Raw genomic sequence first — 24573 nt, 5'->3', positions numbered from 1 at the left:
GGTATGACAAACTCGCTGTCCGCTACCTGGCAACCGTCCGCGTCGCCGCGATCAACCTGTGGTTATCCGGCCGCAGCTTATGAAACAGACTCTAGATCGCGGCGCAAGCCCTGGGTGCGCCTGCCGGAGGTGCTCTTTTCGATCACTCCGTTGTTTCTGCTCGCACGCCGGTGACACCCTCCGACCGACGGCAGCACGCCTCCCCAGGAGACGGACCGCCCAGAGGCACCCACCCCACCGGCTCCAGTCCGCCATGTGCGGACATGGCCGGCCGCGGTCGATCTGCACGAGCACACCAAGGCCCTGGCCGGCGAGTTCGACAAACGTCGGCATGCATTCGAGAACTCGACCACTGTTGCCCACGCACCCGATCGCTACGACAGCCGACCGTGGGTGAACGCGCACCCCCGGGCTATCGTCACTCGCGTCGCGTCACGGTTCTTGTCGTCGCGCGGACGAGGGACAACGCGAGAACAGTCGGCACGCTCAATGCCAGGGCGAGACCGGTATGTCCCCCGGCCGCGAGCCCGAGACCGCCGAGTACCGATCCCGCGAACACTCCCAGGCTCATACCGGCCGCATTCACGCTGAACGCGGTCGCGGACAGGTCGCCGCTGCGGCGGGCGATCGACGTGGTCACCTGTGCCGCCACCACAGCATGACCGAACCCCATCAGGGCGGTCGCGGCCAGCGCGGGCAGCAGCGCGGTGGTGTGGAAAACTCCGAGTACCGCGAGCAGCGCGCCGAGCAGGCCGGCCGTGAGAACTGGGGCGGGGTGGCGTCCGATCACCGAATCGGGATCGCGTACCCAGCGGCCGGTCAGATAGTTTCCGAGGAAGAACGCGGCGCCGCTCAGCGTCCACACCAGGGTGAACGCTGAGGCGGTGAGCTCGAATCGGTCACTGTAGAACACCGCGAGGAACGCCAGGTATCCCATGAACGAGGTGGTGCGTAATCCGGCGATGGTGATGAGCGCAAGCAGGTCCGGCTGGGCCCGCAGGGCGCGGAACGACGCGAGGTATCCGAGCGAAACCGCCGGCGCCGGCGGAGCGGTTCGGTGCACCCGGGCGCGCAGGAATCCCACCGCGACCAGCACACTCACCGCCGCGGTGATCAACAGCGCGCCCTGCCAGCCGCGCCACGACCCCATTGCGCCGATGACCGGCCCGGCACAGACCGCGGCCAGCGACTGGACCGCGGTAACCATGGTTGCCGCCCGGCCGATGTTCCCGGGGCCGGAGAACCGTGCGGTCGCCAGCGTCAGCAGGGCCGGCGTGAGTAGGGCGGTCGCGATGCCGATGCCGAGGCAGAAGACGGTGAGCGCGGCGAAGGTGCCGGTGGTGGCCACGACGCTCGCCGCGGCGAGCAGGATCAGTGCGACGACGGCGACGTACTGCTTCGACCATCGACCCAGCAACGGCGCCACCACTACTCCCGCAACCAGCGCGGCCAGACCACCCAGCCCGCGGAGGAACCCGATCCCCGATTCCGGCGCCCGGGCCGTGGCCGCGATCGGCACCAGGAACGTGGAATAGATCGTGAACGGGAACAGACCGATGATCGCAGCTGCCAGGACGAGCCACAGCGCGCCGACCATCCGTGAATCGGATATCGGGTGCTCGCAGGGCTTCTCCGGTTCGGGCGCCGGCGACGATCCTGCCGCTGCGGCGGCGATGTCCACCGGATCGTCGATCATCCGGCCGCTACATGATCGCGCAGATATGCGGCGAACTTCTCCAGCCCGTCGATATTGCGCGGGCTGGAAATGGCTTCGTTGTAATCGAGGACGAAGAAATTGTCACCGACCACAGCCGGAAGCGATGCCGTGGCCGGATTGTTTTCAAGGAAATCGATCTTCTCCTGCGCCGGAGCGTCCTGGTATTCCAGAATGATGATTATCTCCGGTGCCGATTCCACCACCGCCTCCCAGCTCACCTCGGTCCAGCGGGCGTCGACATCACCGAAAACGTTTTCCCCGCCGGCGAACTCGATGATATCGGTCGGCGGCACCTGCCTCGCGGCGGTGAACGGTTTATCGGTGCCGGAATCGTAGAGGAATACCTTTACCGGCTTCCCGGCCGGAGCCTGCTGTTGTACCCGGGTGACGCGGTCGCGGTAACCGGCGATCAGGTCGGCCGCGCGATCCTCGACACCGAAGATCTGTCCCAGCCGCTCGAGGTCGGTGTAGAGGCCTTCGAAAGGTGTGTGCCGTTCGGGGAAACCCGGATAGTTGAAGCAGGATTCGGCGTGCATGAAGCTCTGGATACCCAGGGTGTCGAGGATTTCGGGGGTGATACCGCGCGAATCGGAGAATCCCGAGTTCCACCCGGCGACAACGAAATCGGATTTCGCGTCGACCACGAGTTCCCGGTTGAGCAGATCGGCGCTCAGGAATTCGACCTTCTCGTAGTCGGCCGCCCAGGGCGATTCACTCACCGGCGGATTCGCCGGCGGCAGCACATAGCCGTGCACATGGTCGGCCAGTCCGAGCGAGAACATCTTGTCGGCGCTACCTCCTTCGTAGACCACCGCGCGTTGCGGCAGGGTGTATTCCACCGCCTCGCCGCAACGCTGCACCGTCGTGCGACGCCCGGCGTCACCGGCGCCATCGACCTGCGCGCCGCACGCCGCCAGCAGGAATGCACCGGTGATCAGCAGAATCGCACCTCTGTACCGGGGCAAGCCGGTCTTGTTCGCCTTCATCGTGTCGGCTCTTTCGTGTTCGTATCCGTCGTGGCCACGGGCTCGTGTGTGCCCGGAAGCGTGTAGAGGATCTGCGGTGCGCCGGTCAGCGGATGCGCGACCACCGCGATATCGACACCGAACACCTCGGCGATCCGCTCGGCGGTCAGCACCTCTGGTGGCGGCCCCACCGCCACCAGCCGGCCACCGGCCAGTACCCCGATCCGGTCGCAGGCCGCGGCGGCGAGATTCAGGTCGTGTAGTACAACCAGTACGGTCGGCGCCGCGGTCCGCAGCAATCCGAGCAATTCGATCTGATGCCTCAGGTCCAGGTGATTCGTCGGTTCGTCCAGGATGAGGATCCGGGGCTGCTGCACCAGAGCCCGCGCCACGAGCACGCGTTGCCGTTCACCACCCGAGAGGCCGAGTATGCCGCGATGCGCCAGATGCGCGATATCCATCTGCGCCATCGCCGCGCGGCACAGTCCGTGTTCGGCCGCGGTGAGTGGCTGGTTGCCGTATTTGAACGGCGCCCGGCCCAGCGCGACGACCTCGGCGACGGTGAAATCGAACTCAGTGCCGCTTTCCTGGGTCAGAGCGGCGACCCGCTGCGCGGACTCGCGTCGCGACAGGGCCGCGAGATCCTGCGCACCGATGCGAATGGTGCCCCCACTGGGTGCGAGCGCGCGGTAGAGACAACGCAATATCGTAGATTTCCCGGACCCGTTGGGCCCGATGAGGCCGACGACTTCGCCCGGCGCGGCCTCGAGGTCCACACCCTCGACGATCTCGCGTCCGTCGATCGTCACCGCGAGATCGGCAATCCGCACCTGCACTACGCGCCTCCGAAAACGTAACCTCTGCGGCGCATCAGGACGATGAACACCGGGACCCCGATCAATGCCGTCAACACGCCGATCGGGAGTTCGCGCGGAGCGGCCACGGTCCGCGCCAGCAGGTCCACCCACACCGTGAGGATCGCCCCGGCGAACGGCGCGATCAGCAGCAACCGCGCGTGCCCTGCGCCGGAGAGCATCCGGGTGATATGCGGAACGATCAGGCCGACGAAGCCGATGGTGCCGCTGACCGCCACCATTGCCCCGGTCATCACCGCGGTCGTCGCGAACAGGGCTCGGCGTGCCGCCGCCGGATCCACGCCGAGGCTCGCGGCGGTCTCGTCGCCGAGCGACATGATGTCCAGTACACGGCTGTACCGCAACAGCAGCGCGCCGCCCACCAAGAAGACCACTGCCACCACCGGCAGCGAACCCCAGGTCGCGGCACCGAACGAGCCCATCGTCCAGAACAACACGGTGCTCGTCGCCTCGGTGCCGGGCACGAAGTAGATCAGCACGCTCATCACGGCCTGGAATCCGAACGCCAATGCCACCCCGGTCAGCACCAGCCGCAGCGGCGTCACCCCCAGGCGGCGGTAGGCCACCGCATACACCAGCGCCGTCGCACCGAGAGCGCCGAGGAAGGCGCCGGCCGAGACGGCGTAGATTCCGAGGCCGGCCAACGCCCCGGACAGCGACACCGACACTGCCCCCACGGAGGCGCCGGAGGAGACACCGAGGATGTACGGGTCCGCCAGGGAGTTGCGGACCAGTGCCTGGATCACCGCGCCGGCGAGGCTCGAGCCGGCGCCGACGACGGCGGCGAGCAGCACGCGCGGCGTGCGGATCTGCCAGACGATCTGATATCGGGTCGCTTCGCCGGCGTCCACAGTCCCGTTGGTCACCGAGGCCCACAGGAAGCGGGCGGTCTCGGCCGGGTGGATCGATGCGGACCCGAGCCCGATCGCCACCAGTATCGACACCGCCAGCACAACCGCGAGCAGCACGACGAGCGCCGCGGTCCCGGTCCGGGTCTGCCACCGTCGCAGGCGTTCCGGAACGGCTACTTCTCCGCTCCGGGGGGCCACCGCAGGATTCGCCGCCAACGCACACACTTCCACTCAGTTATCAGTAGTGATAATCATTACCATTTGCGTGGAGGAGTGGCAACCAGTTCCTGGCGGCTCGGCGGCCTATCGCGGCGAGCAGTTCCGGCGGGTATTCACGGGCCTGTCCGGGAACAGTCGCCCGGCTTCCCGAACAGGAGCTCGAGGCATTCCTCGCCTCGGACACCTACCGGGGCAAGCCCGCCCGGACTTTCCCCTCGGAAGAAGACCTGCGGAAACAACTCCAGGAGATCCGGGGGAACCGCTGGTGCCGCTCCAGCGGTGAACTCGACGCAGGCCTGGGCACCCTCGCGATACCGGTCCGCGATCGCCGCGGCGATGTCGTGGCCGGGCTCGATATATGCACGCATACCGGCGAATACGAACGATGGGACGAAACCGGTGAGATCTCCCACCGACTGCGTGCCTGCGCAGCCGCCATCGGATCGGATGTACATCCGGCCCACCTGAGTCAGGGGTTCTGACGTGGGTTGTAATCGTTGTCCGGCGTGATGTGACCCGTAGCCGTGACGGCAGGCAACTGGCCTCGGTTCCTCGAAACCGCAGCGCGGGCCGGCCGGAACCCGGGGCTCATCGAACTGGCGGGAAGCGGTCGTACTATGCGTGGTAGCCGTCGGTTCCAGCGCGGGACATGACGATATTCGGTACCACCGCGCGGGCGGACAGCCGCAGCAGCGCGTCGACCATCTCGACGACGTCGCTGACGGCCAGCATCCGTTCGGGTGGGATGCGGTCGTGGATCCATGCGCTCATATCGGTGTCCACGTAGCCGGGCGCGATGGTGGTGGCCGTGACACCGTTGGATGATTCCTCGGCGTTCAGTGTCGCTATGAGTGAGATGAGCGCCGCCTTCGCCGCACCGTAAATCGCCAATCCGGCCTCGGCGTACACCCCGGCCATCGACGCGAGTGCGATCACCCTCGCGCCGTGTCCCGGGTCCATCGCCGCACCGGCCCGCAGCATCGGCAGCGCACCCTGGATGAGCTGCACCGGGGCGCGCAAATTCACGGAGAGCGTTTTGTCGAAGCGGCGCATCGAGGCATCGGCGAGCGGGCCGGCGGAACCGACTCCGGCGTTGAGGATCAGCGCGGACATGGCGTCGAAGCGCTGCGCATGTGCGGCCAACACCCGTTCGATCCCGGAACTGTCGGCCATATCCGCCGCGACCGTCACGATATCGGCGGCGCCGGCCGCGCGCAGCTCGATGCCGACCGCGTCGAGGCGTTCGGCATCGCGTGCGGTGAGGGTCAGCGCGTAGCCCCGCCGGGCCAGCAGTGTCGCTGTCCCCAGGCCGATTCCGCGGGTCGCGCCGCTGATGAGTGCGGTTTTCGTGGTGCCGCCGGTCATTTCCGGATTCCTTTCAGCGCGCGCAGCCCGGCCGCCATGAACTCGGGGGTGGCCTCGGCCGCCCGCCCGGCGGCCGCACCCGCGTCGGAGCCGTGCCGTGCCCGGTGGGTGATCCCTTCGCCGATCACGCCGAGCTTGAAATTGGCGAGGGCGAGGTAGAAGCCCCAGTGGCCGAGATCGCGACCCGAGGCGGTGGCGTAGGCCTGGGCGAGCACGTCGGGTGCGGGCATCCGGTCGCTGGTCCAGGCGGCCCGGGAGCCGAGGACCAGGTCGAAGATCGGCGTCCGGTACACACACATCAGCGCGGCGTCGGTGAGCGGATCCCCGAGGGTGGACAGTTCCCAGTCGACCACGGCGCGCACCCGGCCGGGGTCGGCCGCGTCGAGGATGGTGTTGTCGATGCGGTAGTCACCGTGCACGATCGAAGCCGCCGATTCCGAGGGCACCGCCTCCACCAGCGCCGCGTGCAGGGCCGCGACATCGGCGAGATCGCGGGTTTTGACCCGTTCCCATTGAGAGGCCCAGAGGTTGACCTGGCGGGTGAGGAATCCGGCCGGGCGACCGAACTTCTCCAGGCCCACCGCCGCGGCATCCACCGCGTGCAACTCGGCGAGCACCCGCACCAGCTCCGTGACACTGGCCTCGATCTGCTCGTCGCTGAGCGCCGCGAGATCGTCCTGATCACGGATCACGGCCCCTTCGACGAATTCGACGATCGTCATCGGCGCCCCGAGCACGGTGCCTTCCGCATCGAACGCGATCGTTCTCGCCACGGGCACCGCGGAATGCTGCAACGCGTCGGTCACCGTGTATTCGCGTGCCATATCGTGGGCCGACGGGGTGAGACCGGCCACCGGTGGGCGGCGCACCACCCACTGTGAGTGGTCGTCGGCCGCGCGGAAGGTCAGGTTCGAGCGGCCACCGCTGATCAGTTCCACGCGGAGTTCGCCGCGCACCTCGATCCCCTGCTCGCGCAGGAACCGCTCGAGGGCGGCGACGTCCATCCCGGGTAGGTTCATTCGCTGTCCCGCAGTGCGCGTTTGGCGGCGCCGACCGTGCGTTTGGCGATCGCCCACCGGTGTACCTCGGAGGGCCCGTCGTAGATGCGGAACGGGCGCACCTCCCGCGAGAGCCGCGCCAGCGGCAGATCACCGGAAACTCCGAGACCACCGCACATCTGCATACTGCGGTCGACGATCCGGAAGATCGCCTCGGCGGCAAAGGTCTTCGCGATCGAGGTGGCATTACCCGCGGATTCGCCGCGATCGAGTTCCCAGCAGGCGCGGGTCAGCAGGGCGCGGGTGGCAGCGATATCTATCTCGTTATCGGCGACCATCTTCTGGATCATGCCGAGATCGCCGAGTTTCGAACCGAATCCCTCGCGCCGGGCCACCTGGGCCACCGCCACATCATGGCCCCGACGGGCGGCGCCGAGCCACCGCATCACATGCGTCATCCGGGCCGGGCCGAGGCGCACCTGCGCATATTCGAAACCGCGGTCGACCTCGCCCAGGACCGCATCGTCCGGAACCAGCAGATCTTCGAAGAACACCTCGCAATGACCGCCGACCATCGACCGGTCGAGAGTGTCGAGATGCCGCCCCACCCGGATGCCCGGGGTGTCGGCCGGGGCCAAGAACATCGTCGCACCGCCCCGCTCCCCCGGCTCGCCGGAAGTGCGCGCCATGATGATGAAGAAACCCGCACCGTCCGCGCCGGTGATGAACCACTTGGTGCCGTTGATCCGCCAACCGCCCTCCGCCCGGACCGCACGAGTGGCCAGCGCGGAAGGGTCCGACCCGGCGCCGGGAGCCGGCTCGGTCATCGCGAACGCCGATCGCACCTCGCCGTGCGCGAGCGGCGCGAGGTACTGCTGTTTCTGCTCCGGGTTCGCGATATGTGCGAGCATATGCACATTGCCCTCGTCCGGCGCGGCGATATTCAGTGCCGTCGGCCCGAACAGGGAATACCCCGCCTCTTCGAAGACCGGCGCACGATCCGACATTCCCAGGCCGTGCCCGCCGTACTCGACCGGCGCATGCGGCGCGAATACTCCCGCATCCTGGGCCGCCCGCTGCAACTCCACCCGGAACTCGTCACCACCGGCCGCGGCGATATCACCGTCGTGCGTGTCCTCGAGCGGAACGACGTGTTCGCGGATGAAGCTACGGGTCCGATCGACAAGCGCTTGCACTTCGCCGGGAAGGGACAGATCAATCGCCACAGGCTCCTCCATCTCGTTCGCCGAACGATCGCTCGGCCACCACCATGCCAGCAGCGTGACATGCCTGGATTGACGCTGTCAATTACAGGTCAGGATAGGGACCGACTGTTCAGTTAAGCTGAACATCATGCATGATTCGAACGAGGATCGGCACAGCGCGGGAGCGAGAGTGCGGCAGGCCAGGATCGCGGCAGGCCTCTCGCTGCGGGCGGCCGCACAGCGGCTGGAGATCAGCCCCGCCACCCTCAGTGCCGTGGAGAACGACAAGACCGGCATATCCATCCCGCGACTGCGCGCATTGGCGGCCGTTCTAGGCACCACCGTGGCCTGGCTGGTCGGCGAACAGGAATCGCCCGCTCCCGATGGCACTCCCCGACCGAGCGGCCGGCGCGAGACCATGACCGAACCGGACGCCGGGCCGAACAACGACTGGCGGAAATTCCCACCACTGGATATCGACCCGGTACTCGCCGCCGCTATCTCCTCCTTCGTAGAAACCGGCTACCACGGTGCCACCATGCGTTCGATCGCCCGCCGCGCCGGCATGAGCGTGCCCGGCGTGTACCACCATTACCGCGACAAACAACAACTGCTGGTACGCGCACTCGACCTGACCATGAACGAATTGCACTGGCGGGTACGCACAGCACGACGCGAGGCGAACACCGGACGAGCCCGCCTATCCCACGTCGTCGAAGCACTCGCCCTCTTCCACACCCACCGCCGCGAACTCGCCTTCATCGGAGCCAGCGAAATGCGCAGCTTGACCCAGGACAATCGGCAGCGGATCACCCACTCCCGCAACGAACTCCAGTACATCCTCGACGAGGACATCGACACCGCCCTGAACAAGGCGAACCTGACCACCTCCCGAGCCCGGATGGCGGGCCGTGCCATCACGACAATGTGCACGTCACTACCACAATGGTTCCGGCTCGACGGACCCGCGACACCCGAACAGATCGCTGCCGAGTACGCCGGATTCGCCTTGGACCTACTCGGGATTCGGACGCATGAATCCGACACCACGTAATCGGTGCCGCGGGAGCCTCGGACGAGGCCGTGGTGTGCTCCTCGCAGTATCGTGCGGTCGCCGAGGTGCTGGTGGAGGCGCAGGACACCTCAGAGCGACGCACCAGTGCTGCTCCCCGGTGGCCAGGTCGTAGCTTGCCCACACCGGCCAGGCCGAAGGGTTTTGCCCAGCCGATAACGCAACGAAGTGATCAATTCCGGGCGGTCGGTTCAAGCCGGGCGGCTTCCTCGATTAGTCTCGCCTCGGGCGTTCCGGCGGTGTCGGCAAGAGCTGCTTCCGTGCGCCACATCCACCTGCGTATATGGAGTGACACAGTTGATTTCGCCGCTGCCCGAGGCTCAGCCCACCGCACTTCCGCTCATCCACGGATCACCGCAGAGCAGCGACGGGCCGCGGATTCCGTTCTACGCCGAGGAGATCGCCCAGGAACCCCATCGCGCCTATCACGAAATGCGCCGCCGATACGGCTCTTTGGTACCGGTCGAGTTGGCTCCCGGCGTCCCGGCAACACTCGTCGTCGGCTATCACACAGCTGTACGCATTCTCAACGACCCGGAGCACTTCCCGGCGGATTCCCGTACCTGGCAGCAAGGAGTCCCCCGTGATTGTCCCGTGCTCCCTCTTCTGGAATGGCGTCCGTCGGCTGTCCGGAACTCCGGCCACGTGCACGCGCGTTACCGGCAGGCAACCGTCGCCGGGGTGAACGGGGTCGATCTGTTCTCGCTACACAACCGAGTCGAACGGGTCGCGCTACCGCTCATCAACGCTTTCTGCACCACCGGTTCGGCGGAACTCATCGAGCAGTATGCGTTTCCACTGACCTTCGCGCTCATCAACGACATTCTGGGTTGCCCGGCCGAGATCAGTCGACGTGCGGCGGCCGGAATGGCGACAATGATCGAAGGATCGACAACGGCCGCCGGCGAAGGAAACGCCATGCTGGAACAGGCCATGGCCGATCTGGTGACCCTGAAGAAGCACGAACCCGGTCACGACGTCGTCACCCGGATGGTGCATGACTCGGCGAACCTCGACGACGAAGAGATGCTGCACAACGTGTACAGCTTCTACGGCGCGGGGATCGAACCGCTGCAGAACCTGATCATCAATTCTCTGCGGCTGATACTCACCGACGAGCGCTTCGCGAGCGGCATAATCGGCGGGAGCCTGTCGACGCGCGACGCCCTGGACGAGGTGCTGTTCACCGATCCGCCGGTGGCGAATTACGCGGTTTCCTTCCCCCGCCAGCCGATCCTGATCGATGGGGTCTGGCTACCCGCGCATCAACCGGTGATGATCAGCATCGCCGCATGCAACAACGATCCGGCGATCGATACCGGGGAGTACACCGACAACCGGGCCCACCTCGCATGGAGCATCGGGGCCCATACGTGCCCGGCGAAGGAGGTGGCCTACCTGATGGCGCAGGAGGCAATCGACCAGTTGCTCGACGCCCTCCCCGAAGTCCGCCTCGCCGTCCCGGCCGAAGAGCTCACCTGGCGGCCCGGGGCTTTCCAGCGAGCACTGACCGCACTGCCGGTGCGTTTTCCCGAATCCGCGCCGCTGACAATCTAGCCCATGTCCGTCCAGCGCACCGCCGTGGTCACCGGCGCCACCACCGAAAAAGGCGTCGGAGGGGAAGTCGGGCCATAAGCCCTGATCACACCTTGGACGAGGAGATGAGGGCGGTGAGATCGCGTCCACGACTCTCGGAGAGCCGCGAGAGGGCGAGGAGGGTGATGGCCGCTCCGACAATGATGAGAATACTCAGCGGCCGGCTCGAACCGTCACCGGCCGCAACCAGCGAGGTGGCGATCAGCGGGGTGAAACCGGCGCCGATCAGGCTGGCGAGCTGGTATCCCATGGACACACCGGTGTAGCGGACACCGGTTCCGAACATCTCCGACAACATGGGGGCGAGCGGCGCGTACATCGCGGCCTGGAGCACCTGTGCGAACGCCAGGCCGGCGGTCAACAGGACGAGCGACCCGGTGTCGACCATCGCGTAGAGCGGGAAGGCGAACGCGATAGCCCCGACCGCCCCGAGCAGGCTCACCGGGCGCCTGCCGAGCCGGTCCGACAACGCCGAGAACAGCGGGATGAAGAGCAGCGGTACCAATCCGGAAGTCAGCAACAGCGTGCGGACTACATCGGATGATTCGTAGCCGATGCCCTTCGCGTAGGCCAGGATCTGCGAACTGACCAGCGCCGTGAGCGCGAACGGTCCGATGCCGACAGCGCAGGCCAGGATGAGCGAGCGTGGTCGCCGCAGTACCTCGAGCGCGGGGATTCTCCTCTTCGTCTCGAGCGGCGCGTGTTCGGTCGCCTCCCGGAACACCGGGCTCTCCACCACGCTCAGACGCACGTACAGGCCGACGGCGAGCAGCAACGCGCTGAGCAGGAAGGGGACCCGCCAGCCCCAGGAGTAGAAACTGTCGTCGGGAAGTGTTGTCACCAGCGCCACTACGGCCGTGGAGGACAGTGCCCCCAGTGGAGAGCCCATCTGCATGATGCCTGCCCACGTGCCCCGCCGGTGCGGTTCGGCGCTTTCGATGACCATCAGGGCAGCCCCACCCCATTCACCGCCGACCGCGATGCCCTGAACTACCCGCAGCGTCACGAGCAGGATCGGGGCGAGCACCCCGATCCGGTCGTAGGTGGGCAGAACTCCGATGAGGAAGCTGGCTGCGCCCATGAGCGTCATCGAGACGATCAACGTCGATTTCCGGCCCAGTTTGTCACCGAAGTGGCCGAAGAGGATGCCGCCCACCGGGCGGGCGGCGTATCCCGCGGCCAGGGTACCGAAGGCTGCGATCGTCGATACTGCCCCGCTCGAGCTGGGGAAGTACAGCGTGCCGAAGACGAGGGCCGCCATCGTGCCGTAGAGCAGGAAGTCGTAGTACTCGATGACCGTGCCGAGCAGGCTCGACAGTGCTACCCGGCGTAGCTGTCTGCGTTTTTCCGCACCCTCGTCCGCCGGCCCGACGCGGCTCGACCTCGCCGGGGAATTCGCGGTGTATTCGCTTTTCTTCATGTGAACTCAGCATTCATCGATGTGGTCGCGGAGGGTGTGCCCGGCATATTGCGTGCGCAATAGTCCCCGCCTCTGCAGCCTGGGCACGACGTTGTCTACGAAGTCCTCGAGCCCCACCGGCAGATCGGCGGGCAGGACGATGAATCCGTCCGCGGCACCGCTGTCGAACCATCGCTGCAGATCGTCGGCGACCGTATCGGCGGAGCCGATGACGGTTCGATGACCGATGCTGAGACCGATACGCTGGGCGAGCTGACGGACGGTCAGCGCTTCGCGAAGCGCGATCTCGGTGAACAGTTCCGGGCGGGAGGTGCCCGCGTTGCGCGGCAGTGATTCGCGCAGGTCGGGGAATGGCTCGTCGAGGTCGAAGCGGGTCAGGTCGATATCGCCGAAGGCCTGGTTCAGGAATGTGAGTGTGGTCTGCTCAGCGATGTGAGAGCCCAGTTCGATGGCGAGATCGCGGGCTGCCTTGTCGGTCTCGCCGATGATGGGCGTGATGCCGGGCAAGACCTTCACCGCGTGCTCGGGGCGTCCCGCCGCTGCCGTCAGCGCGCGCATACCGTTCGCGAAATCTACGGCCTCGTCCACGTTGTGCTGGGTGGTGAACACGAGGTCGGCGACGCGGGCGCCCAGTTTCATACCGGTCGGCGACGATCCGGCCTGGGCCAGCGGAATCTGTCCCTGAGGTGACCGTGGAATGGTCAGCGGTCCTGCGACATCGAAGAAGTCGCCGGTGTGATCGATGCGGTGAATCTTGTCCTCGTCGGTCCACCTGCCGGATTCACGATCGGCGACGATGGCGTCGGCGTCCCACCCATCCCAGAGGGCTTTGACGACGTCGACGAACTCTTCGCCTCGTGCGTAGCGATCCTCGTGGTCGGGCAGCCGTGCTGATCCGTAGTTCTGCGCCGCAGCCGGGATGGCCGTGGTCACCACGTTCCAGCCGGCCCGGCCGTTGCTGAGATGGTCGAGGGTCGCGAACTGGCGGGCGACGGTGAACGGGTTGTTGTATGTCGTCGAACTCGTGCCGATCAACCCGATTCTCTCGGTGACGGCGGAGAGTGCGGAGAGTACTGCGACGGGATCGGGGCGGTCGGTCGCGTCGGTGGCGATCGCCGGAGAAAGATTCAACGCATCGGCGACGAAAATCGCGTCGAAGAGGCCACGTTCGGCGGTTGCCGCGATACCGGCCCAGTGGGCGAGGCCATGCATGCGTTCCGGACTGGTGCGGGGCGAACGCCACACCGATTGCGCGACCCCGACGCCTTGTGCAAACAGCGCGAGATGCATCTTCCTGCTCATGATCGTGTTTCCTTCCGCGACAGCTGTGCTGGATCGAGCGCAGCGAGCTCGTCGGGATCCAGGTTCAGTTCCGTCGCGGCGAACGAATCGACGACGGACTCCGGTCGCGAGGCGCCGGGGATGGGTATCACCACCGGAGATCGGTGGAGCTGCCAGGCCAGGGCTACTCGGTGGACACTGATCCCCCGTCGCGTGGATATCTCCTCGAAGGGTGATGCCGCGCCGCCGAGTGTTTTGGCGTGCCGCATCCCCCCGAAGGGTGCCCACGACAGGAAGGCCAGCCCGCGTTCCTCACATGCCCGGATCTCCGCTTCCGCGGTTCGGCAAGCCGGCGAGTACTCGTTCTGGACCGACACCAGGGTGTCGCCGAGGATCTGGTGCGCCGTGTCGATCTGCCCGACGTCGACGTTCGAGATCCCGACCCGCATCACCAGGCCTTCTTCCCATAGTGCGCGGAGTGCGAGTATCGACTCCTCGTACGGCAACCTCGGATCGGGGCGATGATGGTGGTACAGCGGCAGCGGATCCAGGCCCAGCCGGCCGATCGATGCGATGCACGCCTTGCGCAGATGCTTGTGGCTGCCGTCGACCCACCACGTGTCGGTTTCGGGAAACCTTGTGTGGCCGCCCTTGGTAGCGACGATGACATCGTCGAGCGAGCCCGGCCAGCTCCGCAGCGCATCGATGAGCGCGAGCTCGTTGACGCCGTCACCGCCGCCGGCGGGCCCGTAGACGTCGGCGGTATCGAAGAGCCGGATGCCGGCGTCGAGCGCTGCGTGCACGGTTCGCCGCCCGCGTTCCACGTCGTAGCCCGGGAGCTGAGTGATCGTCATGGATCCGAACCCGATGGCCGGTACCCGGAGATCACCGAGCCGGCGCAGCATTGCGCGAGTGCTCATTTTCCGACCGCCGTCCATCCGCCGTCGACGGGCATACGCACTCCCGTGACGAAGCTGGCGTCGAGCAGCAGATGTTCGATCGATAGAGCCATCTCCGCCGGTCGGCAGAGGCGTCCGAGCGGACTGCGCTGCTCGATCCGGGAGACGTCGTAGCCCTGGTCGATCATCTCCTGGACCATCGGCGTCGAGGTGTGGCCGGGCGCGACACTGTTGACACGGATGCGGGGAGCCCACTCGATCGCCAGGTTCTGGGTCAGCTGCCCGACCGCGGCCTTGGCCGTCCCGTAGTCGGCCTGCCGCTCCCACCCGCCGTAGGCGGTGGTCGAGGACACCGTCACGATCGACCCGGAAGCATGCCGGGCAAGCAGCGGCCGCGCGAATGCGGTCGCAACCATGAGCGTTCCCATCACGTGGACGTCGAAGACCCGTCGGACTCTGTCCGGATCCAGATCCAGCGCGGGGGCGAACGCACCACGGATTCCGTGGCTGGTCACCAGGGCATCGGGATCGATCCCGCGTGCGGCGGCCTCGGCCGTCGAAGCCTCCACCGCGTCCCGGTCGGTCACGTCCACCTCGAAGTACCGCACGTCCTCGCGTGGGTCAACAGGTGCGGTCAGGTCGAACACGCTGACCATCAGCCCCCGTTCGATGAGCCGTTCGACAACAGCCGCGCCGATTCCACTCGAGCCGCCGGTCACCACTGCGTGTCGTGCTGTCATGAGAAAGTCCTCCCGTCGGAGCTGTCGTGAACTGGCTCAACGGCCGCCGACGGTATGCCGGCCCGTCCGTCGGCGGCCGCGCTTCCACCTCAGCCGCGGGCAGGCACGTACTGGGCGGCGAAGGCATGAATGCCGGCCACGACATGATCGAGTTCCTCGTCACTCATTCCGTGGCTCATGCCCAGCGTCATACCGCGTTCGAAGACCTCGTCGGCATACGGCAGGCCATCGGCAGGGATTCGGTATTCGACGTTGCGCATCATCGGGTGGCGAGTCACGTTGCCGCTCCACACGGTGCGGGTATCGATACCCGCACTCTCGAGTGACTGCTGGAGGTCCGCGCGCTCGAAGCCGGCGTCTTCGCGGATCGTGACCGGATAGCACAGCCACGCGGTGTGAAAGTCGGCCAGTGGCTTGGGCAGCCGGAACAGTTCCGGGTAGGCACCGTACGCGGCGGAGAACGCGTCGAAGATCTCGTGCCGGCGCTTGTAATTGATGTCCAGCTTGCTCAGCTGCACCAGGCCGAATGCCGCGCCGAGCTCTGACGGCTCGAAGTTCCAGGGCAGCACATCGAAGATGAAGTCGTTGTCGTAGGCGACACCGTCGAGGTCCTCGCGGAAGACACGACCGGTTCGGGCCGCTTGCGACCCGAACAGGTGCGGCTCGGAGCGGCGACCCCAACGGCGCAGCATGAGCCCCTTGTCGCGCAGTGCCTCGTCGTCCAGGCAGACCATCCCGCCGTTGCCCGCGCAGGTGATGATGTGCGACATCGCGAAGCTGGTGACGGTGATGTCGGAGCGGGTACCCGTCTTGGTGCCACGCAAGGTGGTTCCGATGCAGTCGCAGGAGTCCTCGATCACCTTCAGACCGTGCCGGTCGGCGATATCGCGAATGGCGTCCCAGTCCGGGGCGTTGCCGGCGAGATTCGGCACCAGGATCGCCTTGGTCTTGTCCGTGACCAGCGCTTCGATCTTTGTGACATCGACGTTGTAGGTGTCGGGCTCGACGTCGGCGAATACGGGGATCCATCCGCCCCGGACGATCGGCGACACATCGGTCGAGAAGGTCAGCGGGGAGGTGATCACTTCCGAGCCCTTGGGCAGTTCGAGCAACTCCAGTGCCAGGTACAGTGCCGAGGAACCCGAGTTGCACATCAGCCCCAGCTTCTTACCGTAGAGCTCGGCGACCTTGCGCTCCATCTCGGCGACGTTCTTGCCGATTTTCATCGCGTACGGTCCACCGCGGAGCACTTCCAGACATGCCTGGACTTCACGCTCGTCGTGGACACTGCGGGCATAGATGACCCTGGTCATTTCTCTCCTTCGATGAGGGCGCGCCATCTGGCGGCCGGCGAGGGTTCAGCGGATGGTCGAACCGGCGTCTACCGGAAGCGCGATGCCGGTGACGTAGCGGGCGTCGTCGGAGGCCAGATACATCAGCGCGTGGGTGACGTCGGATACCTCGATGCGCTCGGCCGGCAACGAGTTGGCGAAGATCGGCGCGAGATCAGGTCGGTCCTGGAGCAGTTGTGGGAGCACCTTCGAGTGCCCTTGTGGGGTGTCCACGCCCGTGGGGTTGATCATGTTCACCCGGATATTGCTCTGGGACAGCTCGAGTGCGAGCGAGCGGCACAGACCGGTCAGGGCATGCTTCGCCGCGACATACGGCGTGTAGAAGGGAAGGCCGACGGTGCTGCCCGTCGAGCCGGTGATGACGATGCTCCCGCCGCCGTTGGCGTCCAGGTGCGGGATCGATGCCGCGCAGGTGTTCCAAACGCCGGTCAGGTTGACATCGATGGTGGTCTGCCAGATCTCGTCGGTCACCTCGTGGTGCGGTTGCACGGTGCAGATCGAGGCGTTGGCGACCACGATGTCGAGCCCACCGAGCTGCGCGACACCGTCCTCGATCGCCCGCTCGAGGCCGCGACGGTCCCGGACGTCGACTCGCGCCGGATATACGCGACGACCGGTGGCCTCGATCATGCGCGCGGTCTCGGCCAACGCGTCATCAGTACCCATACGGTACGGGACGATGTCGAGCTGACGGCACGAGTCGACCGCTATGACGTCGGCCCCCTCCTTCGCCATCTCGACCGCATGATTGCGGCCCTGGCTCTGGGCGGCACCGGTGACCAGTACGACTTTTCCCTGCATTCTCACGCTTTCACCACCACCAGTTTCGAGGTGTTCGACGCCGCCGGTCGACGGCCTCGCACCGAGTTGTTTCATTTGTCGAAGAATCGCGCAGCCAGGCGTGCCTCGGTGCGGCGATCGAGTAGTTCGACCGTCACGCCGAACCGGTCCCGGTGATACGCGGTGCCGAACGGACACTTGTCGCCGTGCAGACCGCCCATCCACAGCGGTGATCCACGCCGTTCGAGTTCCGCGGAGGCGCACGCCAGATCGTCGACCACGAAACCCAGGTGGTGAACCCCCGGAGTCGGCTGCCATACGGATGAACCGGGCACCGTGCGCAGGAGCTCGATATGGGGCGGACCCTCCACCGTGAGCCCCAGCCGTTGGACAGTCGTATGCGCCATACCGTCGATCCGGCACCGATACTCCGACTCGTCGGCCAGTGACACGGTGAGCCCGTAGACCTCGGCGAAGTGCTCGGCTGCCGCCTCGATGTCGTCGACAACGATGCCTACGTGGTGCAGCCGTCCGAAATCGAGGTCCAGACCGTGAGCACTGACCGGGATCATCGGGTTCCAGGTCCTTCCTGTTCCTCGCCACGCCCATTCAGGCGATGATTTGAATGATCGTTCAAACCATCCGAATTTGCAACCTTATGATCCGAATCCGTTGAAATTCAGCCGCCCGGGAACTTAATTGAATGATCGTTCAATCGCACGGGTATCAAGTATGAGCACCAGTGTGTCGCCGGTGAAGAGGCGGACGCGGCGGACCATAAGTGCAGTTCGTCGCGTGGAAAGCACCACGCCGGCCGCCTACAGGGCCAACTTTGGACAGCCGACGCGGTGCTCTCGAACCGTGGCGGGTGAAGGACGGCCTTTCGCTACCCGTTCCGCAATGCCATACCGTCGAGGAACAGGGAGATGCAGTGTTCCGAGAGTTCGTCGAGCGGGTAGGGGTCGTCGGCTTTACGCCAGTAGACACTGAACCACACGGCGTCCCGCAGAAAGCGATGGAAGACCTTGGACGGGATGTCGGTTCGGAGGACGCCGGCACCCTTGCCCGCCTCGATGGCATCGAGCCAGAGTCGCTGGATACTGGCGGTGAGCTCGCGGGCTTCCGAGTAGTCCTGCAGCGTACGCAGATTCGCGAACTCCGTGTGGTACACCTTCGTGGCGCCGGGACGCGCGGCACCCGTGGCGAGTGAGACGTCGACGATCGCCTTCAGGCGGGCCCGGGGATCGAGTTCGTCGAGCCCTGCTGCCCGGTAGTCGGCCAGCAGATCCGTCAGGTAACCGGTGATGAGTTCGTTGGCAATGGCGTTTTTGGATGGAAAATAGTGGTAGAGGGCGCCCGGGTTGAGTCCGACCTTGTCGCCGATCTCGCGCACCGATGTCGCATCGATCCCGCGGGCAGCGAACAGTTCAGCGGCCGCGGACAGGATCTCGGACTTGCGTCCATCGGCCGTCGACTCGACCGCCGTTCGTTCAACTGCCACCGGCACAGTTTAGTGCACCGAATACGGCCACATCTCCCTCCCGGCCGGCCGTGCGCCATGCCGCCGGGATCCGCATCCACGAGCGGGTCCAGCGCGCCGCCGATCCCGACCAGGCGCTACTGTCTTCTACCCCGCCGAAGCCCTCGACGACATCCTCGCCCGCCGCTTCGCTCAGCGGAACCTGTTACGGAGCGCCCCGCGACCGCGGGTTCCCGATGATCGAGACCTGGGTGGACAAGCGAAGACCCGTTCTCTAGATGTAGAGCCGATCGCGTGCCTTCATCGGCAACACACCCTCCACGCGCCCCGGACAACCCAGGAGACTCTCGCGATGTACCCAGGCATTCATGCGGCAACCGCACCCGAACAACCGGCGATCGTCTTCGCACCCACCGGCGAGATGGTAACCTACCGAGAACTCGAGGACCGCTCCAACCGGCTTGCCCAGCAGTGGTACGCGCTCGGTCTGCGCCCCGGTGACCACGTGGCGATTCTCGCCGAGAACCACCCCCGCTACCCTGAGGTCTACTGGGCGGCGGTTCGTTCCGGCCTCTACATCACAGCCGTGAACTGGCACCTCACAGCCGAGGAGGCCGCCTACATCGTCACGGACTCGGCGGCGTCACTACTCGTCACCACGCATGGGTTGGCCGAGCTCGCGACATCGGTGGTCGACGAGCTGGCCGAGAGCCCACACCTGTTCATGATGGACGGTGTCGTCGAAGGCTTCGCGTCCTACGAGGAGTCGATGGCGCAGTTCGACGCGGTGCCGCTCGCGAAGCAACCGCGCGGTGACATGATGCTGTACTCGTCGGGAACGACGGGTCGCCCCAAGGGTATTCGTCGACCTCTCACGGGAATCACCATCGACGACCCGCGCGGGATGAACGTCGGATACTTCGCGAAGTCGCTGCTCGGGATGAGCGAGGAGTCCCGCTACCTGGTCCCCGCACCGATGTACCACTCGGCCGCCCTGCAGTGGGCGGCGGGCGCCCAGGCGCTCGGGGCGACCGTTGTGCTCATGGAACGATTCGACGCCCGCGAATTCCTCGCCGCGATCGAGAAGTACTCGATCACCCACACGCAGGTCGTACCGACGATGATGGTGCGCCTGCTCAAGCTGCCCGATACCGAACGCACCTCCTACGATGTGTCAACGCTTCAGGATTTCCTGCATTCCGCCGCGCCGTGTCCCCCGGCCGTCAAGCGTGCGACGATCGACTGGCTCGGACCGATCGTCAGCGAGTTGTACTCGGGCACCGAGGGAATGGGTATGACGTTCCTGACTGCGACCGAGTGGCTCGAGCACCCGGGTTCGGTCGGCCGCGCCGTGCTCGGCACCCCGGTCGTATGCGACGACGAGGGCCGGCCGGTTCCCGCAGGCCAGATCGGGACCGTGTACTTCGAGCGGGACAGCGCGCCGTTCGAATACCACAACGATGCGGACAAGACCGAGGACTCCCGACACCCGGACAATCCACGGCTGTCAACGGTCGGTGATGTCGGATACGTCGACGCGGACGGCTACCTGTACCTCACCGATCGCAAGTCGTTCATGATCATCTCCGGCGGTGTGAACATCTATCCGGCCGAGATCGAGTCGTGCCTGTCGGCGCACCCGCAGGTCACGGACGTCGCGGTGTTCGGTCTTCCGGATCCCGAGATGGGTGAGTACGTCCACGCCGTCGTCGAACTCGATCCCGGGGTGACGGCCGATGAGGCGACCGCCGACATCCTCCGCGCGCATGTCCGCGAGCACCTCGCGCGCTACAAGGTTCCCAGGACATTCGAGTTCTGCGACAGCCTGCCGCGCCTGGCTACCGGCAAGGTCAAGAAGCACGACCTCCGCGACGCCGCACTGCGCGCGCTGACGTAGAACGGGCGGGATGCGAACAGTGGGTGCCTGCAATCGGCCGCGTCGCGGCAGATCAACGGCGCTTCGGTGCACCACACCACCGGCCGTTCCGCGGGCTCCGAGCTCTGCCGCAACGAGATTCGGGGCAAAAGAAGCAGGCGTTGGCGGTCGCAGCGCCGCCGCGCGCAACGATTCGCTGGTGGTGAATGAACACAGGGCAGATGAGACTTCGAGGTTCGTGGCTCTGTGTCGCTATCGCTCCGGTAGGACAGGTAATCCCCCGCCGCGGCGGGGACGCGGCGACATCGAGACGGCACCGACGACCGCGACGACCAACACGCAGCCGACTAGTTGCAGGGACGTCGGGCGCTCATGCAGCAGCACCATCGCGATCAGCACAGCCAGGGCGGGCTGCAGCAGAAGTAGCGACGCCCCGACCGGAGCGGAGAGTGCAGGCAGCGCAGTGCCGATGAGAAGCCACCCCAGCATCTGACCGCCCAGCGCGAGCGCAACGAGCCAGCCGATCGACTCGAGACCAGGAGCGATGTCGATTCCGCCCCACACTGTGGCGACCGCTGTGCCGACCACACCCGCAGCCACCGTCGAGACCAGCACCTGCGTGTAGGGTCTGCTCCCGCTGCGCATGCTTCCGACGATCACGATGTAGCCCGCGTAGGCAATACCGGACACCAGGCCCAGTGCGGTTCCGACGAGGGGGCTGCCGTCTGCCGAGCTGTCTCCGCCGAGGGCACCGCCGGCCATCGCGAGTCCCGCGAACATCACGGGAAGTGCGATCACGAATCGCATCGGTATCCGCTCCCGGAAGAAAACCCACGCCAGCAACGGCACCGCCAGTGCCTGCGCATTGTTCAGGACGGTCCCGATCCCTGCCCCGACCATCGCGACCGACTGAGTCCACGTGGCGAAGTCGATTCCGAGGAGCGCGCCCGCCAGCACGTACAGACCCATGTCGCCATGCTCCGGGGCGCCGCGCCTGCTGATTTCTCGCATGGCCAGAAACGCGAGCGGAACGGCGGCGATCAGGCAGCGGTAGAACACAGTGGTGGCACTGGTCGTATCGGCGAGCTTGGTGAACGCGGCGGTGAGCGACAACACGGCCGCACCACCAACCGCAGTCCATCGGGGATCAAGGCTCTTCTCAGGTGCCGACTGAGCAGAGAGGAGGCCTGCGCCGGACCCGATATGCCCGGGGGGCGCTGGACGTCGTCCGGGTTCGGCCGCCCTCGGCAGGGGGATGAATGTCACCTGGCCATAGTGGAATCGCGAATACGTGAGCACAAGTAAAGTGTTTTGTTGGATTCTCATCAGCATCTGTCATGTATTCATGATGGACTCGGAAGATGATGAACGTGGAACGGCTACGCACGCTCTGCATGGTCGCCGAATTGGGCTCATTGGCAGCGGCCGCAGCCGCCTTGCACATCACCCCTTCCGGCGTCTCACAGCAGCTGAGTCGCCTGGAGAAGGAGCTCGGCATCACAGTGCTCGAACGTCAGGGACGTGGTGTGCGACTTACCGACGCAGGCACGCTGCTCGCGCACCGTGGACACGACATCCTCTCGCGGCTGGAGCGGGCCGAGTCCGAGGTTGCCTCCCTGCACGGCGATGTGGTCGGCGCGCTGCGGCTCGGAGCGTTCGTCTCCGCCAGTCGCACCGTCCTACCACGGGCGGTAGCCACGCTGCGCGACCGGTATACGCAACTCGACATCACGCTCACCGAGGGTGAAGCGGAAGTCATGATTCCCCGGGTCCTGCGCCGGCAAGTGGACCTGGCCGTCGTGGACAATTGGTCGACGCTGCCGATGGAGTTCCCACGGGATGTGAAGACCGACTTCCTCCACCAGGACGTCGCGGACCTCGCACTGCCCGCGGACCATCCGCTGGCGGAGCGGGCGGTAGTGCGGCTCGACGAGTTGAGCGGTATCACGTGGGCGGCGTGGAACGAGGGCACCGAATTCCACGACTGGCTCGCGCAGTCGTTGCGCGCGCACGGTGTGGAGCCCCGCATCGACTTCCGGGTCGCAGATTTCGCCACCCACCTCGAATTCGTCAGGCGCGGACTTGCTGCCGCTCTTATCCCGCGGCTCGCGGGCCTGGCTACGCCGGACGATGTCCGGATCGTCACCACGGAGCCGGTGTTGTCCCGCGAGGTGCTGGCCCTGTCCCGGAGCGACAACGACAGACCCACGGTCAGAGCCGGGCTGGCCGCACTTGGTGACGCGTTCGCCGAAATCGCGCCCGGTTCGACGACTTCACCGGGAGCATGACGCCTCCGCGCAGCCTGCCCCTGCAGTGGACAGGCCTGTTCGTGTCGGGCGGAGGACGTCGCAAGATGTCCGGACGTGTGGCACGCCACGAAGTGACCGGACGGCACGGAGGACGTCGACGAACGCCGCACTCACCTGCCGCGGTCCTCGTCGCTCCGCCGGTGCTATTCGACGGTCGCCGGCCAGACCGGGGCGGTGCTCCACGGGCATGTCGACTCGAGTTGGGAGGCGACCCGGAACAGCAGGTCCTCCCGGCCGTGCGCGGCGACGAGTTGCGCGCCGAGCGGCAGCCCGGTCGAATCCTCGCCCAGCGGAAGGGAGATCGCAGGCTGGCCGCCTGTGTTGAACGGGCTGGTCAGGGCACTGTAGATGCCGCCGTACTTCCGTATCGCGTCGATGTCCATGGCGTCGAGCAATCTCAGCGCGGGCGTGGGGCTACCGAGGGTCGGAGTGAGCAACACGTCGTACTCGACGAAGAACTGCCCGATCTCCCGCGCGGCCCGGTCGAGTTCCGAGTAGGCGAAGGACAGGTCGGTGACGGACTGCGACTTACAGCGCTCGTACTGCGCCCGCGGCAGCGTCTCGAGGTCGTGGTCGCTCAGGCCACGGCCGAGTTCGGCGAGGCGGTGCTCGATCTGCACCGACATCGGAGCGGCCATCAGATACTGCATTACAGCCAGTAGGGCATCCTGCGGGAACCGGAGATCCGCGGCTTCGACGCGGTGACCCAGCTTCTCGAGCATCGCGCCCGCGCCGGACGCCACCGCAGCGCAATCGGCGTGCACCGCTTCACCGTTCGGCATAGTCGTGACAATGCCGATCCGGAGGGCGCCGGGATCGGCGCCGATCTCGTCGACGTAGAGGCGCACCGGCGGCGCGATGCCGATGGACGCTCCCGCCGCGGGGCCGGAGGTCAGGTCGAGCAGGAGCGCGGAGTCCCGCACGCTCCGGGTGATCGCGTGTTCGACCCCCAACGGGGCGGCCAGCGGCGTGCGGGCGGGCATCCGCCCGCGGGACGGTTTGAGACCGACGAGCCCGTTGGCGGACGCCGGGATCCGGATCGAGCCGCCGCCGTCGCCGGCATGCGCGGCCGGCGTGATGCCGACCGCGACCGCGGCCGCCGAGCCGCCCGACGAACCACCCACCCCGTGGGTGAGGCGGCGCGGGTTGCGGGTCGGCCCGAACAGTACCGGTTCGGTGCTGGCGTTTTGACCGAACTCGGGGGTGTTGGTTTTGCCGATGACGACGAGCCCGGCGCGCCGATATCGAGACACCAGTTCGCTGTCGCGCTGCGCGACTCGGCCGGCGAACAGTCGCGAACCGTTGGTGGTCGGCATGCCCGCAACGTCGGCGTGCAGATCCTTGATAAGGAAAGGTATTCCGCGTAGCGGGCCGTCGGGCAGCCCGGCATCGACCTCGGCCAGCGCCTCCCCGGCGCGCGTGGCGACGACGGCGTTGACGGCCGGGTTGCGTTCCTCCAGGCGTGCCAGGGAAAACTCGACGACCTCCCGGGCCGACACGTCACCGCGACTGATCGCGGCAGCCAGCCCGGTCATATCGTTGTCGTCGAAAAGGGAATCCATGCAGGTCTCCT

At 66.4% G+C, this 24573-nt stretch carries 22 protein-coding genes; 5 read left to right on the top strand and 17 right to left on the bottom strand.

All coding sequences use genetic code 11. From position 1 onward, the window contains the following. Positions 1-418: 418 nt before the first annotated feature. Genes ACFWPH_RS21265 through ACFWPH_RS21250 form a run of 4 tightly spaced genes read right to left on the bottom strand, consistent with a single transcriptional unit; the run spans position 419 to position 4606 of the window. The gene (locus ACFWPH_RS21265) at positions 419-1696 is read right to left on the bottom strand and encodes an MFS transporter (RefSeq protein WP_378753510.1); all 1278 of its coding nucleotides are present in this window, start codon (positions 1694-1696) and stop codon (positions 419-421) included. After that, positions 1693-2703 (bottom strand): ABC transporter substrate-binding protein, encoded by a 1011-nt coding sequence (locus tag ACFWPH_RS21260; protein WP_378753508.1) that lies wholly within the window; start codon positions 2701-2703, stop codon positions 1693-1695. Before ACFWPH_RS21260 ends, ACFWPH_RS21265 begins: the two co-directional genes overlap by 4 nt. Further along, positions 2700-3518 carry an ABC transporter ATP-binding protein gene (locus ACFWPH_RS21255; protein WP_378753506.1) on the bottom strand — a complete coding sequence of 273 codons (819 nt, stop codon included), beginning with the start codon at positions 3516-3518 and terminating at the stop codon, positions 2700-2702. Before ACFWPH_RS21255 ends, ACFWPH_RS21260 begins: the two co-directional genes overlap by 4 nt. After that, a complete protein-coding gene (locus ACFWPH_RS21250) occupies positions 3518-4606 on the bottom strand; it encodes a FecCD family ABC transporter permease (protein ID WP_378753504.1) in 1089 nt (362 codons plus the stop codon). The genes ACFWPH_RS21255 and ACFWPH_RS21250 overlap by 1 nt, the downstream gene beginning before the upstream one ends. A gap of 89 nt (positions 4607-4695) precedes the next feature. Here ACFWPH_RS21250 and ACFWPH_RS21245 point away from each other — a divergent pair, with 89 nt between their 5' ends. Then, positions 4696-5109, top strand: a complete 414-nt coding sequence (locus ACFWPH_RS21245; RefSeq protein WP_378753562.1) for an IclR family transcriptional regulator C-terminal domain-containing protein — start codon at positions 4696-4698, stop codon at positions 5107-5109. Positions 5110-5242: 133 nt separating this feature from the next. Here the strand turns inward: ACFWPH_RS21245 and ACFWPH_RS21240 are convergent, their stop codons facing one another. Genes ACFWPH_RS21240 through ACFWPH_RS21230 form a run of 3 tightly spaced genes read right to left on the bottom strand, consistent with a single transcriptional unit; the run spans position 5243 to position 8216 of the window. After that, a complete protein-coding gene (locus ACFWPH_RS21240) occupies positions 5243-5992 on the bottom strand; it encodes an SDR family NAD(P)-dependent oxidoreductase (RefSeq protein WP_378753502.1) in 750 nt (249 codons plus the stop codon). After that, positions 5989-6996 carry a phosphotransferase family protein gene (locus ACFWPH_RS21235; RefSeq protein WP_378753500.1) on the bottom strand — a complete coding sequence of 336 codons (1008 nt, stop codon included), beginning with the start codon at positions 6994-6996 and terminating at the stop codon, positions 5989-5991. Before ACFWPH_RS21235 ends, ACFWPH_RS21240 begins: the two co-directional genes overlap by 4 nt. Before the next feature lie 11 nt (positions 6997-7007). Beyond that, a complete protein-coding gene (locus ACFWPH_RS21230) occupies positions 7008-8216 on the bottom strand; it encodes an acyl-CoA dehydrogenase family protein (protein WP_378753498.1) in 1209 nt (402 codons plus the stop codon). Between the two features lie 127 nt (positions 8217-8343). On the opposite strand from ACFWPH_RS21230, the gene ACFWPH_RS21225 reads away from it, so the two are divergent. Both ACFWPH_RS21225 and ACFWPH_RS21220 read left to right on the top strand, forming a co-directional pair. Next, positions 8344-9249 carry a TetR family transcriptional regulator gene (locus tag ACFWPH_RS21225; protein WP_378753496.1) on the top strand — a complete coding sequence of 302 codons (906 nt, stop codon included), beginning with the start codon at positions 8344-8346 and terminating at the stop codon, positions 9247-9249. Positions 9250-9564: 315 nt separating this feature from the next. Then, the gene (locus tag ACFWPH_RS21220) at positions 9565-10824 is read left to right on the top strand and encodes a cytochrome P450 (RefSeq protein WP_378753494.1); all 1260 of its coding nucleotides are present in this window, start codon (positions 9565-9567) and stop codon (positions 10822-10824) included. Positions 10825-10909: 85 nt separating this feature from the next. Here the strand turns inward: ACFWPH_RS21220 and ACFWPH_RS21215 are convergent, their stop codons facing one another. The 8 genes from ACFWPH_RS21215 to ACFWPH_RS21180 form a co-directional block, all read right to left on the bottom strand. Beyond that, positions 10910-12283 carry an MFS transporter gene (locus ACFWPH_RS21215; RefSeq protein WP_378753492.1) on the bottom strand — a complete coding sequence of 458 codons (1374 nt, stop codon included), beginning with the start codon at positions 12281-12283 and terminating at the stop codon, positions 10910-10912. A gap of 6 nt (positions 12284-12289) precedes the next feature. Then, complete coding sequence (locus ACFWPH_RS21210; protein WP_378753490.1) at positions 12290-13585, bottom strand: LLM class flavin-dependent oxidoreductase; 1296 nt, start codon at positions 13583-13585, stop codon at positions 12290-12292. Further along, complete coding sequence (locus ACFWPH_RS21205; RefSeq protein WP_378753488.1) at positions 13582-14484, bottom strand: aldo/keto reductase; 903 nt, start codon at positions 14482-14484, stop codon at positions 13582-13584. Before ACFWPH_RS21205 ends, ACFWPH_RS21210 begins: the two co-directional genes overlap by 4 nt. Beyond that, positions 14481-15203: an SDR family NAD(P)-dependent oxidoreductase gene (locus ACFWPH_RS21200; RefSeq protein WP_378753486.1), complete on the bottom strand. Its 723-nt coding sequence runs from the start codon at positions 15201-15203 to the stop codon at positions 14481-14483. The genes ACFWPH_RS21205 and ACFWPH_RS21200 overlap by 4 nt, the downstream gene beginning before the upstream one ends. Before the next feature lie 89 nt (positions 15204-15292). After that, positions 15293-16516, bottom strand: a complete 1224-nt coding sequence (locus ACFWPH_RS21195; protein WP_378753484.1) for a DegT/DnrJ/EryC1/StrS family aminotransferase — start codon at positions 16514-16516, stop codon at positions 15293-15295. Positions 16517-16561: 45 nt separating this feature from the next. Continuing rightward, positions 16562-17431, bottom strand: coding sequence for a mycofactocin-coupled SDR family oxidoreductase (locus ACFWPH_RS21190; RefSeq protein WP_378753482.1), 870 nt, complete (start codon positions 17429-17431; stop codon positions 16562-16564). Next, a complete protein-coding gene (locus tag ACFWPH_RS21185; protein WP_378753480.1) occupies positions 17428-17907 on the bottom strand; it encodes a VOC family protein in 480 nt (159 codons plus the stop codon). The genes ACFWPH_RS21190 and ACFWPH_RS21185 overlap by 4 nt, the downstream gene beginning before the upstream one ends. A gap of 314 nt (positions 17908-18221) precedes the next feature. Next, positions 18222-18836 carry a TetR/AcrR family transcriptional regulator gene (locus ACFWPH_RS21180; RefSeq protein ID WP_378753478.1) on the bottom strand — a complete coding sequence of 205 codons (615 nt, stop codon included), beginning with the start codon at positions 18834-18836 and terminating at the stop codon, positions 18222-18224. A 331-nt stretch (positions 18837-19167) separates the two neighbouring features. Between ACFWPH_RS21180 and ACFWPH_RS21175 the strand changes: the two genes are divergently transcribed. Then, entirely contained in the window at positions 19168-20712 is a 1545-nt protein-coding gene (locus ACFWPH_RS21175) for an acyl-CoA synthetase (protein ID WP_378753476.1), read from the top strand. 231 nt (positions 20713-20943) lie between these two features. Here ACFWPH_RS21175 and ACFWPH_RS21170 read toward each other — a convergent pair whose 3' ends face one another. Further along, entirely contained in the window at positions 20944-21894 is a 951-nt protein-coding gene (locus ACFWPH_RS21170; protein ID WP_378753560.1) for a DMT family transporter, read from the bottom strand. Positions 21895-22052: 158 nt separating this feature from the next. On the opposite strand from ACFWPH_RS21170, the gene ACFWPH_RS21165 reads away from it, so the two are divergent. Continuing rightward, complete coding sequence (locus tag ACFWPH_RS21165; RefSeq protein WP_378753474.1) at positions 22053-22979, top strand: LysR substrate-binding domain-containing protein; 927 nt, start codon at positions 22053-22055, stop codon at positions 22977-22979. Between the two features lie 164 nt (positions 22980-23143). On the opposite strand, the gene ACFWPH_RS21160 is transcribed toward ACFWPH_RS21165, so the two are convergent. Then, positions 23144-24562 carry an amidase gene (locus tag ACFWPH_RS21160; protein ID WP_378753472.1) on the bottom strand — a complete coding sequence of 473 codons (1419 nt, stop codon included), beginning with the start codon at positions 24560-24562 and terminating at the stop codon, positions 23144-23146. Positions 24563-24573 lie beyond the last annotated feature (11 nt).

The sequence above is a fragment of the Nocardia sp. NPDC058499 genome, assembly GCF_042719915.1.
In the GTDB taxonomy this organism is placed as follows: Bacteria; Actinomycetota; Actinomycetes; order Mycobacteriales; family Mycobacteriaceae; genus Nocardia.
This window is presented reverse-complemented; position numbering and strand designations above follow the sequence as displayed.

What these genes read in the sequence shown, in the direction of transcription:
- ACFWPH_RS21265 (WP_378753510.1), bottom strand. Translation starts at nt 1,696, where the DNA reads ATGATCGACGATCCGGTGGACATCGCCGCCGCAGCGGCAGGATCGTCG.
- ACFWPH_RS21260 (WP_378753508.1), bottom strand. Translation starts at nt 2,703, where the DNA reads ATGAAGGCGAACAAGACCGGCTTGCCCCGGTACAGAGGTGCGATTCTG.
- ACFWPH_RS21240 (WP_378753502.1), bottom strand. Translation starts at nt 5,992, where the DNA reads ATGACCGGCGGCACCACGAAAACCGCACTCATCAGCGGCGCGACCCGC.
- ACFWPH_RS21235 (WP_378753500.1), bottom strand. Translation starts at nt 6,996, where the DNA reads ATGGACGTCGCCGCCCTCGAGCGGTTCCTGCGCGAGCAGGGGATCGAG.
- ACFWPH_RS21225 (WP_378753496.1), top strand. Translation starts at nt 8,344, where the DNA reads ATGCATGATTCGAACGAGGATCGGCACAGCGCGGGAGCGAGAGTGCGG.
- ACFWPH_RS21215 (WP_378753492.1), bottom strand. Translation starts at nt 12,283, where the DNA reads ATGAAGAAAAGCGAATACACCGCGAATTCCCCGGCGAGGTCGAGCCGC.
- ACFWPH_RS21210 (WP_378753490.1), bottom strand. Translation starts at nt 13,585, where the DNA reads ATGAGCAGGAAGATGCATCTCGCGCTGTTTGCACAAGGCGTCGGGGTC.
- ACFWPH_RS21205 (WP_378753488.1), bottom strand. Translation starts at nt 14,484, where the DNA reads ATGAGCACTCGCGCAATGCTGCGCCGGCTCGGTGATCTCCGGGTACCG.
- ACFWPH_RS21200 (WP_378753486.1), bottom strand. Translation starts at nt 15,203, where the DNA reads ATGACAGCACGACACGCAGTGGTGACCGGCGGCTCGAGTGGAATCGGC.
- ACFWPH_RS21195 (WP_378753484.1), bottom strand. Translation starts at nt 16,516, where the DNA reads ATGACCAGGGTCATCTATGCCCGCAGTGTCCACGACGAGCGTGAAGTC.
- ACFWPH_RS21190 (WP_378753482.1), bottom strand. Translation starts at nt 17,431, where the DNA reads ATGAAACAACTCGGTGCGAGGCCGTCGACCGGCGGCGTCGAACACCTC.
- ACFWPH_RS21185 (WP_378753480.1), bottom strand. Translation starts at nt 17,907, where the DNA reads ATGATCCCGGTCAGTGCTCACGGTCTGGACCTCGATTTCGGACGGCTG.
- ACFWPH_RS21175 (WP_378753476.1), top strand. Translation starts at nt 19,168, where the DNA reads ATGTACCCAGGCATTCATGCGGCAACCGCACCCGAACAACCGGCGATC.
- ACFWPH_RS21165 (WP_378753474.1), top strand. Translation starts at nt 22,053, where the DNA reads ATGATGAACGTGGAACGGCTACGCACGCTCTGCATGGTCGCCGAATTG.
- ACFWPH_RS21160 (WP_378753472.1), bottom strand. Translation starts at nt 24,562, where the DNA reads ATGGATTCCCTTTTCGACGACAACGATATGACCGGGCTGGCTGCCGCG.